General features: G+C 66.7%; 14 protein-coding genes. 1 reads left to right on the top strand and 13 read right to left on the bottom strand.

Annotated elements, in window-relative coordinates:
- Positions 1 to 98 precede the first annotated feature (98 nt).
- The 4 genes from GGQ62_RS15545 to metZ form a co-directional block, all read right to left on the bottom strand.
- Positions 99 to 482 carry a c-type cytochrome gene (locus GGQ62_RS15545; RefSeq protein WP_152577854.1) on the bottom strand — a complete coding sequence of 128 codons (384 nt, stop codon included), beginning with the start codon at positions 480 to 482 and terminating at the stop codon, positions 99 to 101.
- A 138-nt stretch (positions 483 to 620) separates the two neighbouring features.
- Positions 621 to 1,415 carry a LysR substrate-binding domain-containing protein gene (locus GGQ62_RS15540; protein WP_152577855.1) on the bottom strand — a complete coding sequence of 265 codons (795 nt, stop codon included), beginning with the start codon at positions 1,413 to 1,415 and terminating at the stop codon, positions 621 to 623.
- A gap of 1 nt (position 1,416) precedes the next feature.
- Positions 1,417 to 1,824, bottom strand: a complete 408-nt coding sequence (gene apaG / locus GGQ62_RS15535) for a Co2+/Mg2+ efflux protein ApaG (RefSeq protein WP_152577856.1) — start codon at positions 1,822 to 1,824, stop codon at positions 1,417 to 1,419.
- Positions 1,824 to 3,032 (bottom strand): O-succinylhomoserine sulfhydrylase, encoded by a 1,209-nt coding sequence (metZ, locus tag GGQ62_RS15530; protein ID WP_152577857.1) that lies wholly within the window; start codon positions 3,030 to 3,032, stop codon positions 1,824 to 1,826. The genes apaG and metZ overlap by 1 nt, the downstream gene beginning before the upstream one ends.
- A 151-nt stretch (positions 3,033 to 3,183) precedes the next feature.
- On the opposite strand from metZ, the gene GGQ62_RS15525 reads away from it, so the two are divergent.
- Positions 3,184 to 4,905 carry an N-acyl-D-amino-acid deacylase family protein gene (locus GGQ62_RS15525; RefSeq protein ID WP_152577858.1) on the top strand — a complete coding sequence of 574 codons (1,722 nt, stop codon included), beginning with the start codon at positions 3,184 to 3,186 and terminating at the stop codon, positions 4,903 to 4,905.
- 51 nt (positions 4,906 to 4,956) lie between these two features.
- Here GGQ62_RS15525 and GGQ62_RS15520 read toward each other — a convergent pair whose 3' ends face one another.
- The 9 genes from GGQ62_RS15520 to GGQ62_RS15480 all read right to left on the bottom strand — a co-directional run bounded on the left by GGQ62_RS15520 (position 4,957) and on the right by GGQ62_RS15480 (position 12,691).
- On the bottom strand, positions 4,957 to 5,628 hold the full coding sequence (locus GGQ62_RS15520; protein WP_152577859.1) for a carbonic anhydrase: 672 nt from the start codon (positions 5,626 to 5,628) through the stop codon (positions 4,957 to 4,959).
- Positions 5,629 to 5,734: 106 nt separating this feature from the next.
- Positions 5,735 to 6,208, bottom strand: coding sequence for an SRPBCC family protein (locus tag GGQ62_RS15515; RefSeq protein ID WP_152577860.1), 474 nt, complete (start codon positions 6,206 to 6,208; stop codon positions 5,735 to 5,737).
- Positions 6,209 to 6,210: 2 nt separating this feature from the next.
- Positions 6,211 to 6,690: a VOC family protein gene (locus GGQ62_RS15510; protein WP_152577861.1), complete on the bottom strand. Its 480-nt coding sequence runs from the start codon at positions 6,688 to 6,690 to the stop codon at positions 6,211 to 6,213.
- A 2-nt stretch (positions 6,691 to 6,692) separates the two neighbouring features.
- Positions 6,693 to 7,145, bottom strand: coding sequence for a VOC family protein (locus GGQ62_RS15505; protein ID WP_152577862.1), 453 nt, complete (start codon positions 7,143 to 7,145; stop codon positions 6,693 to 6,695).
- Positions 7,087 to 7,731: a TetR/AcrR family transcriptional regulator gene (locus tag GGQ62_RS15500; RefSeq protein ID WP_152577863.1), complete on the bottom strand. Its 645-nt coding sequence runs from the start codon at positions 7,729 to 7,731 to the stop codon at positions 7,087 to 7,089. Before GGQ62_RS15500 ends, GGQ62_RS15505 begins: the two co-directional genes overlap by 59 nt.
- Positions 7,732 to 7,828: 97 nt before the next feature.
- Positions 7,829 to 10,873, bottom strand: a complete 3,045-nt coding sequence (locus tag GGQ62_RS15495) for an efflux RND transporter permease subunit (RefSeq protein ID WP_152577864.1) — start codon at positions 10,871 to 10,873, stop codon at positions 7,829 to 7,831.
- A 4-nt stretch (positions 10,874 to 10,877) separates the two neighbouring features.
- Complete coding sequence (locus GGQ62_RS15490) at positions 10,878 to 11,945, bottom strand: efflux RND transporter periplasmic adaptor subunit (protein ID WP_152577865.1); 1,068 nt, start codon at positions 11,943 to 11,945, stop codon at positions 10,878 to 10,880.
- 162 nt (positions 11,946 to 12,107) lie between these two features.
- Entirely contained in the window at positions 12,108 to 12,470 is a 363-nt protein-coding gene (locus GGQ62_RS15485; protein ID WP_152577866.1) for a hypothetical protein, read from the bottom strand.
- Positions 12,470 to 12,691, bottom strand: coding sequence for a hypothetical protein (locus GGQ62_RS15480; RefSeq protein WP_152577867.1), 222 nt, complete (start codon positions 12,689 to 12,691; stop codon positions 12,470 to 12,472). Before GGQ62_RS15480 ends, GGQ62_RS15485 begins: the two co-directional genes overlap by 1 nt.
- Between the last annotated feature and the right edge of the window lie 45 nt (positions 12,692 to 12,736).

Raw genomic sequence — 12,736 nt, 5'->3', positions numbered from 1 at the left:
TGGCGCCCAACGGGCTCGGTGGAGAACGCCACCGCCCGCCGATCGGGCTGGCGCCTGTCGGCGCGTAGCGTTTGGCTACGCGCGCGCGGCGCTGCGCCTTACTTCTTGGTCGCGAGGAATGCGATGACGTCGGCGCGATCTTGCGGCTTCTTCAGGCCGCCAAATGCCATCTTGGTGCCCTTGATGACCTTCTGCGGCGCTTCGAGATAGGTGTTGAGCTGCGCCGGCGTCCAGGTCAGGCCGCTCTTGAGGTTTGCGGCCGAATATTTGTAACCCGGAACCGTACCGGCCTTGCGGCCGACGACGCCGAACAGCGACGGCCCGACGCGGTTCACGCCCTTGTCCGTGACGTGGCAGGTCTTGCACTGCGCGAAAACCTTTTCACCGGCTGCGGCATTGCCGGCAGGCATCGCCTGGGCAAAGGCCGGCATCGACACGACACCGGCAGCAACAGCGGCAGCAACAAAAATCGACTTGTTCATGCTCAATCCCATGGTTGATCCCCTTCAGCCCGCTAAACTACCAACACGCGGCGCGCAATCAAGTTTCCACTGCTGCGACCGTGCGCCGTGACGTGCTTTTAATCCGGCGGCCAGGCGGGAGCCATGGGCAACATCGCCTCAGCCGCGCAGGAACTCGACCATTGCCCGCACCTTGGCCTGGCGCCATTGCGGGGTCGGCGCCACCAGCCAGTAGGACCGCATGCTCGGCGCAGGCGTGCCCACCAGGGCCACGCGGCCGGCCGCCAGATCGGCGGCAGCCAGCGTTGCCGGTACAAGGGCGCAGCCCAGTCCCGCCGCGGCGGCATCGATTGCCAGCCCGGCATCGGCAACCGTGATGCCGGGCGCTTCCGGATCGGCAGGATGGGCGATGCGCGGCTCGGCCGCCGGCCCGGCCACGGTCACCAGCGTCTCGGCACCGATTGGTCGGCCATGGATGCCTTCGTCCGCCGGCTCGCCGCAGAAGACGATCGCCAGGTCGAGATTGGCCTGGGTGAAATCCGGCAACACATCGGGGGTGCCGTCGATGCCGGCGACGACGAAACGCACATCGGGATGGCGTGCGCCATAGGCTGCCAGCCGCGGCCCCAGCCATTTCGCCATCAGGTCGCGCGGCGCCGCGATCGTCAGCACCTTGGAACTCTGGCCGTCCTGCAGGATGCGCACCGATTCCTCGAACTGAAGGAACCCGGCCCGCAGCGCCGGCAAGGCCCGTGTCGCCTCGGGGGTCAGCTCGAGGTTGCGCGTCATCCGCTTGAACAGCACGACGCCCAGCGTGTCCTCCAGCGCCCGGATCTGCTGACCCACCGCCGCCGGGGTGACGGCCAGTTCGTCCGCCGCCTTGGTGAAGCTGAGGTGCCGCGCCGCCGCGTCGAAGACACGCAGGGCGTTGAGCGGCAAATGCGTGCGCTTCATGTCAGTGCGCCGCCGGTCGCACGCGGGGGGTTTCCAGCGCAAAGGCCGGGATGGTCACGTCAAAACGCGCCGCGCCCTGCCGCAGCGTGTAATATCCGTGCATCGTACCCGATGGCGTCGGCAGCGGGCAGCCGGAGACATAGTCATAGGCCTGGCCGGCGCCGATGACCGGCTGGACGCCGACGACGCCATCGCCCGACACTTCCTCCACCCGGCCGTCGCCATCGATGATCACCCAATGGCGGGACATGAGCTGCACCGCCGTATCGGCGGCATTTTCGATCCGCACCTGATAGGCCCAGACATGATAGCCGCGGATCGGGTCCGATTGCTCGTCGAGATAGCGCGGCGCCACCCGCACCGTCACCGCGCCGGTGGTCGCCGCATAGGGAAAGATCAGACCGATCATCAAAGCCCGATGTGCCGCAGCGCCTGGTCGAGATCGTCGATCAGGTCCTGCGGGTCCTCGAGGCCGATCGACAGGCGCAACATGCCCTCGGTGATCCCCATCTGGTCGCGCACCTCGGCGGTCACCGCATAATGGGTCGTCGATGCCGGATGCGTCATCAGGCTGCGCGAATCGCCGAGGTTGTTGGAAATGTCGATCAGTTCCAGCGCATCGAGCAGCCCGTGCGCCTGGGGCCGTCCGCCATCGAGGAACAGCGCGACGATCGTGCCGCCTGCCGCCATCTGGCGCATCGCCAGCGCATGCTGCGGGTGCGAGGCGAGGCCGGGGTAAAGCACCCGCGGCATCCGCGCTTCGAGAAATGTCGCGACCTTGAGCGCATTCTCGCACGACCGCCGCACGCGCAGATCGAGCGTTTCCAGCGACTTCAGCACGACCCAGGCGTTGAACGGCGACAGATTGGGGCCGGTGTGGCGGGCATAGGCAAGATAGACGTCGTTCATCCATTTTTCGCTGCCGAGCACGGCGCCGGCGAGCACCCGCCCCTGCCCGTCCATCAGCTTCGTTGCCGAATAGGCGACGATGTCGGCGCCATGGTCCATCGGTCGCTGGACGATCGGCGAGGCAAAGGCATTGTCGACGATGACCAGCGCGCCGGCATCATGGCCGATATCGGCGATTGCCCGCAGGTCGGACACTTCGAGCCCCGGGTTCGACGGCGTTTCGAGAAAGAAGGCGCGGGTATTGGGCCGCCGCGCCCGCGCCCAGGCGTCGGTGTCGGTCGCGTCGACGGTCGTCGTCTGAATGCCGAAGCGCGGCAAAATCGTATCGACCAGCACCCGGCACGACCCGAACAGCGAGCGCCCGGCGACAAGATGGTCGCCCGCCGACAGCGTGCTCATCAACGCCGCGCTCATCGCTGCCATGCCTGTCGTCGTGGCGCGCGCGGCTTCGGCGCCTTCCAGCAGTGCCAGCCGCTTTTCGAGCATGTCCGTCGTCGGATTCTGCAAGCGGCTATAGGTCATCCCGGGCCGGTCGCCGCGGAACCGCGCCGCCGCTTCCTCGGCATTGTCATAGGCATAGCCCGAAGTCATGAAGATCGCTTCGGAGGTCTCGCCGAAATCGGACCGCATCGTGCCGCCGCGCACCGCCAGCGTCGCGGGGCGCCATTTGTCGGTGATCGATCGGTCTTGGCCGGTAAAGCGTTTCATTCAGGATGGATAGTCGCAGGGGCGCGGCCACGCAACGGCGCCCTGTTCGTGGGTGCCCTGTTCATCGCTGCCCTGTTCATCGGTTCCCTGTTCATTGCGGCCGGTGCCGGCCCCGCCCGCCCGTGGTAGCCAATGATCCTGGGAGAGCGACATGGCCGATTATGACCTGATCATCCGCGGCGGCGAAATCCATGACGGATCGGGCGCCCCCGGGCGCATCGGCGATGTCGCCATCAGCGGGGATTGCATCGTCGCCATCGGCAGCGTGACCGGCAGCGCCGCCGAAGAAATCGACGCGACCGGTCATATCGTCACGCCCGGATTCGTCGATGTCCACACCCATTATGACGGGCAGGCAACCTGGGAACAGCGGATGACGCCGTCATCGGGCCATGGCGTCACGTCGGTCGTCATGGGCAATTGCGGCGTCGGCTTCGCGCCGTGCAAGCCTGACCAGCACGCCATGCTGGTAGCGCTGATGGAAGGCGTCGAGGACATTCCGGAAGTGGTGATGACCGCCGGCCTGCCGTGGAACTGGGAGACGTTTCCCGACTATCTCGACGCACTTGCCGCCCGCCAGCTCGATATCGACGTCGCGGCGCAGCTGCCGCATTCGGCGCTGCGCGTCTATGTGATGGGCGAGCGGGGTGCGCGACGCGAGCCGCCGACCGATGCCGACCTGGCCCAGATGCGGGCGCTGACCGCCGAAGCGATCCGTGCCGGTGCGCTCGGTGTCACCACGTCGCGCAACATGTTGCACCGGACCCGCGCCGGGGAGCTCGCGCCCAGCCTCAATTCGCCCGAGGACGAGTTGCTGGCGCTCGCCGCGGGGCTGCGCGACGCGGGCGCCGGCGTCTATCAGCTCATTGCCGACATTTTCGGCGAGGCTGATGACGAGTTCGCACTGATGCGCCGCGTCGCCGAGGCGGCGGGCCGGCCGCTGTCGTTTTCGCTGCTGCAGATGGCGACCGGCGACGCGGACGGCTGGCGCAAATATCTGCGCGCGCTCGAAACTGCCAATGCCGACGGCGTCACCATCCATGGCCAGGTCTACCCGCGACCCGTCGGGTTGCTGTTCGGGCTCGACCTGTCGTTCCACCCCTTTTCGCTCCACCCGAGCTTCCGGCCGCTCGCCGACCTGCCGCTGGCCGAAAAGGTCGCGGCGTTGCGTGAACCCGCGCTGCGCGCCCGCCTGTTGGCGGAAGCGCCTGACGACACCAATCCGTTTTTCCTGCAGATCGTCGCTGCCTCCACCGCGACCTACCTGATGGGCGAACCGCCGGTCTATGACCCTGCTCCGGACGATCGGCTCGACCGGATCGCCGAACGCCAGGGGCGGACGGCCGCCGAAGTCGCCTATGACCTGCTGATCGAAAATGACGGCCGCAACATCCTGTTCCTGCCCGGCGCCAACTACCGCGACGGCAACCTCGATGCGGCGCGCGAGATGTGCACCCACCCCGATACCATCATCGGCCTGGGCGACGGCGGGGCGCATTACGGCCTGATCTGCGATGCCAGCTTCCCGACCTTCTACCTGACGCACTTCGTCCGCGATGCAGGCCCCGACCGCGCCGTGCCGCTGCCCGCCGCCATCCGCTCGCTCACCGCCGTCCCGGCCGCCGCCGTCGGCCTTGGCGACCGCGGCCTGCTTGCGCCCGGCTACAAGGCCGATCTCAATGTCATCGATCTGGACGGTCTTGTGCTCCACGCGCCGGCGATGGTCCGCGACCTGCCGGCGGGCGGCAAACGCCTGCGCCAGCTTGCCGATGGCTATGCGGTGACGATCAAGAGTGGCAAGGTCACCTATCGCCGCGGCGTGCCGACGGGTGCCCTGCCCGGCCGGCTGGTGCGGGGCGCCCAGACGGTTTGACTCGCCTGGGCAAGGTCGCTTCCCCGCCAGCGTCAGACGCTGGTCATGGCGTCAGCCATGATCGTGCAGATCAGCCGAAAGAAACTCTTTCATCTGCTCGGCGTAGCGCTCGCTCACCGGCTTGAAGTCGCCGATTTCCTCATCATAGGCATACACTTCACCAGCCTTGATGTCGTAAACCCAGCCGTGCAGTTGCAAAGAGCCCGTTGCGAGCGCCACTGCCACCGTCGGGTGGGTTTTCAAATGCTGCAACTGCAGAATGACATTCTGTTCCAGCAGCAGCAGCATACGCTCCTGGTCGGTCAAGTCGTTGCCAATCGCCGCAACAATTTCGACTGCCGCGCGAGCATAGCCCAGCCACGCGCGGACATGCGGCAGCGAATCGAGCTTGTCAGGTGCCACCGCACCCTTCATTGCGCCGCAATCGGTGTGCCCGCAGATGACGATGTGCGACACCTTCAAGGCACCGACAGCGAATTCGATCGCGGCCGTCGTTGCCCCGGTCGAATTGCTGTGTGGTGGCACGATGTTGCCGGCATTACGGACAACGAACAGATCGCCCGGTTGCGCCTGGGTCAGCGTACCCAGTTCAATCCGCGAATCGGAACAGGTGATGAAAAGCGCCTCTGGTGCCTGACCCGTGCTCAGCGTGTCATAGAATTCCTGCTTGTGCGGATAAACGTCGCGCTGGAAACGCACGACGCCGGCGGCAAACTTGGGCATTGGCTACTCCTGTATCGGTGGACGGCCGTCTAGCAACAACATTACCAAATGGCAATGTTGTCCCCTACCGACATCGTCGTCGACCGGCGCAGGATCTGTAAAGCCATCATCTGCCAGCGATGCGCCGCGCCACCTCCAGCAACTGGTCGGCAACGACACCCCAGCCCTGTTCGAACCCCATTGCGGCATGCTCGTCCATCGCCGCCTTGTCCCAGTGGCGCGCGGCGGCACGATAATGGCTGCCGCCGGCACCATCGTCGGTGAACTCGAAAATGCCGACCATGAACGGCTTCTGCGGCCGCCACCCCGCGGTAAACGCGTTGGTGAACACGATGCGGTTCGGCTCGGTCACCTCCAGGAACACGCCCGGCATGTCGCTGATGCCACCGTCCGGCCCGTGCATCGTCACATGCGCCGCGCCGCCGGCCCGCATGTCCCAGTCGATGATCTCGGTTGTCCATGGCCGCGGGCACCACCATTCGGTCAGATGGTCGGTCCAGGCCTGCCAGATCGCCGTCGGCGGCACGTCGAAATGCCGCTCGACTGCCAGTTCGAACAGCGCGTCAGGGGCATCGGTCATCGTCATTCTCCTTCGAACGCGCGCTGCAGGGCGGCAATGTCGAGCTTCACCATGTCCATCATCGCCGCCATCAGCCGTGCCACCTGCCCGGCGGTGCCAGTCCGCATCCATTCGTCCATCATGCGCGGCACGATCTGCCAGCTGACCCCAAAGCGGTCAGTCAGCCAGCCGCATTGCACGGGTGCACCGCCATCGGCGAGCAGCGCGTCCCAATGATGGTCGATTTCGGCCTGCGTCGCGCAATCGACCGAAAGCGAAATGCCTTCGTTGAAGGCGATCGGCCGGCCGGTGTTGAGCGCCATATACGGCTGGCCGCGCAGGGTGAACTGGGCAAACAGAACCGTGCCTTCGGCCACCGGCATGTCGGCACCATAACGCGAAACATGGCCCAGCGCTGCATCGTCGAAGATGCCGACATAATGGCGGGCGGCGGCTTCGGCTTCGCTGGCGAACCAGAAACAGGGGGTGATATGGCCCGCCATGGTCAGGCGCCCGCCATGGCGGCGGCGAGTTCGTCAGCCGTCTTGGGTGGCCCCATCGGCGTCGCGATGGCCCAGACATGGCCGAACGGGTCGGTGACCATACCGTACATGTCGCCCCAGAACATCGGCTGGGCCTCCATCGTTACCGTCGCTCCGGCCGCAGCGGCACGGGCGATCGCGGCCGTGGCATCGTCGCTGTACAGGTGCAGCGTGACGGAGCTGCCGTTCAGCGTCGTGGGCGCGGCAACAGGCATTTCGGGAAATTCGTCGACAAGCATCAGCAAGCCGCCGTTGATCATCACCGAGGCGTGGTACAGCCGGCCATCGGGACCCGGCAGTCGCATCATTTCGGTGGCTCCGAACGCCGCCTTGTAGAATGCGATCGCTGCCGCCGCGTCATTGCAGACGATGTGCGGCGTCACCCCCGTCAACCGGGCGTCCATTGTCTCCGTCATTGCATTTCTCCCCAAAAAGCAAGGTCAGGTAACGGCGCAGATGGTCGATCCCGGCCAGCGACGGCGCCGTGTCGCCAGTGGCTTTCGAAAGGATGAAGCCGCCCTGCAGCACCGCCTGGGTGTGCAGCGCCAGGCTTTCGGCGGTGGTGCCGGTGACACCATGTGCTGCCATGGCCGCGGCAAAATCCGCTTCCAGCGTCGCCGCATGGCCGAAGATGCTGCGCCGGCAGGCATCGCGGATGGCAGGGCTGCTCTCGTGCGCTTCCTGCACCATGGTGCCGGCGAGGCAGGTGAACTCAGCCGGGGCGCCGGCGATCAACGCTGCCCGAAAGTCGATATAGCCGAAAATGCGCTGCAGCGGATCGGCGTGGCGATGCCAGTCGCCGCCGGCGAACAGCGCGCCGGTCGTTTCCGACCAATGCTCCGCCGCTGCGACCCCCAGCGCTTCCTTGGAGGCGAAATGGTGGAAAAACGCCCCCTTGGTCACACCGGCCACCCCGCAAAGCCCATCGACGGATGTCCCCGCGAACCCCTGACGCCGGATGATGGCGGTGGCAGCGTTGAGCAGGCGGGTTCGTGCGGACATGAGAAAAACATACCGACCAGTTGGTATGTTCGTCAATCACCAATTCGGGCGGTGCGCCATCGAAGTCGCTATCCTTTCGACTGAGCGAAATGGCCCCTCAGGCCGGTTCCGGCGCCGCGCCGCGCACGATCAGCAGGTACATCACCGGCGTCACGATCCGGCTGAGCAGCGTCGACGATATCAGCCCGCCGATGATGACCCAGGCCAGCGGCCCGTAAAGGCCCGATCCGGAGAGAGCGAGGGGCAGCAACCCGCCGATCGCGGTCACCGAGGTCAGCAGCACCGGAAGGAAGCGCACTTCGCCGGCGCGTTCGATCGCGTCGCGCAGCCCCAGGCCCTGGCGGCGCAGCTGGGTGGTGAAATCGACGAGCAGGATGGAGTTCTTGATCTCGATCCCGATCAACGCGATGAAGCCGATGACGGCGGTGTAGCTGATCGAATTGCCGGTCACGAACAGCGCCACCAGCCCGCCGAAAATTCCGAGCGGGATGACGCCGGCGACCACCGCCGTCTCGCGGAACCGGCCGAATTCGATGACCAGCACCCCCAGGATCCCGAACACCGCAATGGCGATGATCGGCCCAAGCCCACCGAAGCTGCGCGCCGCAACCTCGGCTTCGCCGCCTTCATCGAAGCTGTAGCCCGGCGGCAATTCGATCGCCTTCAAAGCGGCATAGACGGCGGTGTTGACCTTGGCTGTCAGGAAGCCGTCGGCAACTTGCGACTGGACCGACACCGTCCGCTGCTGACGTTCGCGGTTGATCCGCGGCGGCGCCGAATCGAGCCGCGGCGTCGCGATCTCGCGCAGCGGAATGGCGCCGTTGCTCGCGGCGACATAGACATCGTCGAGCGCCGAGACCTCGTGCCGCCGGTCGAGTGGAAGTCGCACCACGACATTATAGCTGTCGCCCTCGCGGTCGCGCAGCCGCCCCGCCGCCTCGCCGGCGAGCGCCAGCCGCAGCGCCCGGCGCGGCGCCCCGGGCTGGACACCCAGCAGCGCCGCCTTGCCGGTATCGAGGCCGAGTTCCAGTCGCGGCTGGTCGACTGCAACCGGGTTGCTGACATCGCGTGTCCCCGGCACCCGCCGCATCACCGCCTCGACCTCGCCCGCCAGCCGCTTAAGCACGTCGAGATCGGGCCCGACGACCTTGACCAGGATCGGCGCATCGACCGGTGGGCCGTTCTGGAACACCTTCAGCACATATTGCGCATCGGGACCGGCGGCGAAGCGCTGGCGCAGCCGCTCGACCAGCGCCGGGCCCGCGACCGGATCCCATTGCTTCAGATTGACCAGCACTTCGCCGATATTGGTGCGCTGGTCGAAACTGCGCTGGTTGTAGAAGATCTGCGGATTGCCGCGCCCGACATTGGCGAGCACCTGCGTGACATCGGGTTCGCCGCGCGTCGCCTGCTCGACCAGGCGGACAGCCCGATCGGTCTGGGTTATCGCCGCCCCTTCCGGCGCCGTGACGGTGACGAGGAAATAGGATGCGTCGGCCGGCGGGAACAGGCTCGATCCGATGAACGGCACCAAGGCAAAGCCGGACACCACGATCACCGTTGCCACCGCCATCGCCCGCCACGGCCTTGTCAGCGACCAGTGCAGTACCGGTGCATAAAAGCGCTGGATGCCGTTCTGGATGGCCTGGAGGAAGCGGTTGCCGTGCTCAGGCTCGTTTGCCGGCAGGATGCGACTGGCGAGAAACGGCACGATGGTCAGCGACACCAGCAACGACGCCGCCACCGTCCCCAGCACCGCCACCGGCAGCGAGCGCGTGAACTTGCCGGCGCCTTCGGGCAGGAAGGCCAGCGGCAGGAAGGCGAACAGCAGCACGAAGGTGCAGCCGATCACCGCTACGGCGATCTCGCGCGTGCCCGAAAGCGCCGCCTTTTGCCGGCCCTCCCCCATCCGCAAGTGTCGGGCGATATTTTCGGTGACGACGATCGAGTCATCCACCAGAAGCCCCAGCGCGATGATGAAGCCGGCGATCGCCAGCTGGTTGAGCGTGAAGCCCAGCGTCGCCAGCACCGCGACGCCGATCATCAGCGACAACGGCACGGAGACCATCACCACCAGAGACGCCCGCCAGCCGAGCGGCAGCAGCGTGATCAGCACGATCGCCAACGCGATGGCGAAGTCGCGCCCCAGCTGGTCGAGCTTGCGGGCAATATCGAACGACTGGTCGAAGCCGGTTTCCAGCTGCACGTCTGGCGGCAGGAGCTTGCGATAGTCCTGGGCCGCCGCAATGGCGCTGTTGCGGATGTCGAGCACATTGAGGCCGTCTTTCTGGGTGATCGTCACCCAGACGGCGCGCTTGCCATTGTAGCGGGCGTAATGGGGCTGTTCCTCGTAATCCCAGCCGACGCCGGCGACGTCCTTGACGCGCACCACGGTGCCATTCGCCGCCCGCACCGGCACATCGGCGACCTCGTCGACGCTGCGAAAGGCGCCGCCGGCCTGGACGTTCAACCGCTGGTCGCCCGATTGCACCGCGCCCGGCGGCAGGTCGGTCGATCCGGCGCGCAGCGCGTCGGTGATGGCGGTCACCGGCAGACCCAGCTGCGCCAGTCGGCCGCTGTCGATCGCCACGCGCACCTCCGGCGTCGGAATGGCCCAGGCGCGCGAGTTGCGCACCCCCGGCACCCTGTTCATCCGCTCGCGCAGGTCCTTCGCCAGCTTTTCCAGCCGGCGATAGCTGGCGGTGTCGCTGACAAGCGCAAATTGCAGCACGGCAGCTTCCGTCGTCCGCGTCTTCTGGAATTCGAGCCGCTGCAGCGCCGACGGCAAAGTCGAGCGGATGGCGTTCACCTCGCGCACCACCTCGTCGTAATTGCGCTCAGGGTCGCCGCTCCAACTGAATTCGGCCGTGATGACGGCGGTCGAATCGGTCGATCGCGACTGGACACGAACGATGCCGTCGAGCCCCTGGAGGACATCTTCGATCGGCTTGGCGATCGTCGTCTCCATGTCGGACGGCTCGGCGCCCGGCACGGTCGCGATGATGTTGACGAACGGCGACGGAAAGTGCGGATCGACCGACCGTGGGATGGTCAGGAAGGCCGACAGCCCGATGGCGAACAGCAGGGCAAAGGCGACCAGCGTGATCTGCCAGCGCTTGACCGCGAAATCGATGAATCCCATCCCGTCAGCCGCGTGCGCGGGCGGCAGCCGCGATGGCGACCCGGGTGCCGTCGCGCAGCCGGTCGGGACCGGAGACGACGACCTGCTCCCCGGCGCGCAGGCCGCCCGTCACCTGCACCCCGGCATCGCCGACGCGCCCCAGCGCCACCTGGCGCAATCGCACCTGGCCGGCGGCGCTGTCATGAACATAGACAAAGCCTTCATCGGCGCGCGCGGAAAATATCGCGCTCGCCGGCACCATGACCACGCCGCCGCGCGCGACGCCCGGCCCGATGCCGCCAAAGCGCAGCACTGCCTTGCCGATCATGCCGGATTTCAGCCCCGGCCGCGCCGGCAACGCCATTTCGACGCGAAAGGTGCCGGACCCATCGTCCCCGCGCGCGCCGATTTCGGACACGCGCGCCGCCATCGGCTGCGGGCCGACCGCCGGCACGGTGACGGCAGCAAGCTGCCCCAGCCGCACCCGGCCGAGGTCGGCGTCGGCGATCGGTACGCGCAGCACATGGCCGCTATTGGCTTCGCCGATGATCAGCACGGTGGCACCGGGGCTGACGATCTGTCCGGGCTCTGCCGGCCGGCGCAGCACCGTCCCAGACGACGGCGCGCGAATGACAGCCAACCCGACATCGAACCCGGTTTGCCTGACCCGTGCCGCCGCCGCCGCGGCACTGGCCCGCGCCGTCTCGAGGCGCGGTGCCGTCACCCAGCCCTTGTCGAACAGGGTCTGCAACCGCCGGTAATCGGCATCCGCCCGCACCGCCTCCGCGCGCGCCGAGGCCTGCGACGCGTCGAGCCCGGTGGGATCGAGCCTGGCCAGCACCTGGCCGGCGCGGACCGGATCGCCTTCGCGCACGGCAATCGCAGCGATCCGCCCGGCGGCATTGAAGGCCAGCGCCGTCTCGCGCTTGATGCGAACCGTCCCGCTGACGGCGAGCCGCTGTTCGCCGCTGTCACTGGTCGCCGCCGCCAGCCGCACCGGCACCGGCCGCTCATCGGCGATGACTGCCGGCTGCGGGGATGCCGCACAGCCGGCAAGCAGCAGCACTGTCGATACCACGCCGACCTTGGCCATCACCCGCGCACCCCTGCCCACCCCATGACCGCAGTCCCACGGCCATCTCGATTTGATCGGCGCTCATATTGAAGCGACATCGCGCCCGGCTGCAAGGGCTATTCGAGCATCACTCAGTTTTGGTGCCTGATGCGATCTTCCGTCGCACGCCAGGCCTAACCGTCAATCGCGGATGCAAAGCGCCTCGATCCGCAGGGTGCGAACGACGCCGTCCCCTGCTGCGAAGGTGGCATCCGCTCCGGCCACCACCTGGATGTCGGCGACGAAATGGCCAGCAACGGGAATGTCGCTGTCGGGCAGGCGATTGCACAAGGTCGCAATCGCTGCGGCCACCGCCTCGCGGCCACCCTCCAGCCGAAGATCGAGTTCGACCAGCGCGCCGACAAACGTCAGGCTTGCCCAGTCGGTCTGTCGACACGCCTCGACGATGAGAGTCGGTTTTTCCCTATCCACCGTATCGCTGGCAACCAGTTCGTCGATTCGACGGCGGATCGCATTGGCCACATGGCTGGTGATCATCTGCATCAGATCCGGTCCCCATCCGAATTGGCGCCGCGCGCATTGGCAATTGCCGCTTCTGCGCCGGCAATATAGGCAAGAACCCGGGCGGTCGTCGCCGGACGAGGCTCCCGACCGCGTCGCAGATCAAAGACAAAGCGTGGATCGCCAGATACTTGGCGCCCGAATCGTGATGGCGACAGCGCTTTTGCGCGTAAGTGCTTCTCAACGACCATCAATAATGTCATCAGCTGTTCCCTTCCCCCGCCGCCGCCTGTCATGTCCCTCGATTC

Origin of the sequence: Polymorphobacter fuscus (genome assembly GCF_011927825.1) — a bacterium.
In the GTDB taxonomy this organism is placed as follows: Bacteria; Pseudomonadota; Alphaproteobacteria; order Sphingomonadales; family Sphingomonadaceae; genus Sandarakinorhabdus; species Sandarakinorhabdus fusca.
Note: the sequence above shows the minus strand (reverse complement) of the source record. Positions and strands in the feature narration are given on the sequence as shown.

What these genes read in the sequence shown, in the direction of transcription:
- GGQ62_RS15545 (WP_152577854.1), bottom strand. Translation starts at nt 482, where the DNA reads ATGAACAAGTCGATTTTTGTTGCTGCCGCTGTTGCTGCCGGTGTCGTG.
- GGQ62_RS15540 (WP_152577855.1), bottom strand. Translation starts at nt 1,415, where the DNA reads ATGAAGCGCACGCATTTGCCGCTCAACGCCCTGCGTGTCTTCGACGCG.
- apaG (WP_152577856.1), bottom strand. Translation starts at nt 1,824, where the DNA reads ATGATCGGTCTGATCTTTCCCTATGCGGCGACCACCGGCGCGGTGACG.
- metZ (WP_152577857.1), bottom strand. Translation starts at nt 3,032, where the DNA reads ATGAAACGCTTTACCGGCCAAGACCGATCGATCACCGACAAATGGCGC.
- GGQ62_RS15525 (WP_152577858.1), top strand. Translation starts at nt 3,184, where the DNA reads ATGGCCGATTATGACCTGATCATCCGCGGCGGCGAAATCCATGACGGA.
- GGQ62_RS15520 (WP_152577859.1), bottom strand. Translation starts at nt 5,628, where the DNA reads ATGCCCAAGTTTGCCGCCGGCGTCGTGCGTTTCCAGCGCGACGTTTAT.
- GGQ62_RS15515 (WP_152577860.1), bottom strand. Translation starts at nt 6,208, where the DNA reads ATGACCGATGCCCCTGACGCGCTGTTCGAACTGGCAGTCGAGCGGCAT.
- GGQ62_RS15510 (WP_152577861.1), bottom strand. Translation starts at nt 6,690, where the DNA reads ATGGCGGGCCATATCACCCCCTGTTTCTGGTTCGCCAGCGAAGCCGAA.
- GGQ62_RS15505 (WP_152577862.1), bottom strand. Translation starts at nt 7,145, where the DNA reads ATGACGGAGACAATGGACGCCCGGTTGACGGGGGTGACGCCGCACATC.
- GGQ62_RS15500 (WP_152577863.1), bottom strand. Translation starts at nt 7,731, where the DNA reads ATGTCCGCACGAACCCGCCTGCTCAACGCTGCCACCGCCATCATCCGG.
- GGQ62_RS15495 (WP_152577864.1), bottom strand. Translation starts at nt 10,873, where the DNA reads ATGGGATTCATCGATTTCGCGGTCAAGCGCTGGCAGATCACGCTGGTC.
- GGQ62_RS15490 (WP_152577865.1), bottom strand. Translation starts at nt 11,945, where the DNA reads ATGGCCAAGGTCGGCGTGGTATCGACAGTGCTGCTGCTTGCCGGCTGT.
- GGQ62_RS15485 (WP_152577866.1), bottom strand. Translation starts at nt 12,470, where the DNA reads ATGCAGATGATCACCAGCCATGTGGCCAATGCGATCCGCCGTCGAATC.
- GGQ62_RS15480 (WP_152577867.1), bottom strand. Translation starts at nt 12,691, where the DNA reads ATGACATTATTGATGGTCGTTGAGAAGCACTTACGCGCAAAAGCGCTG.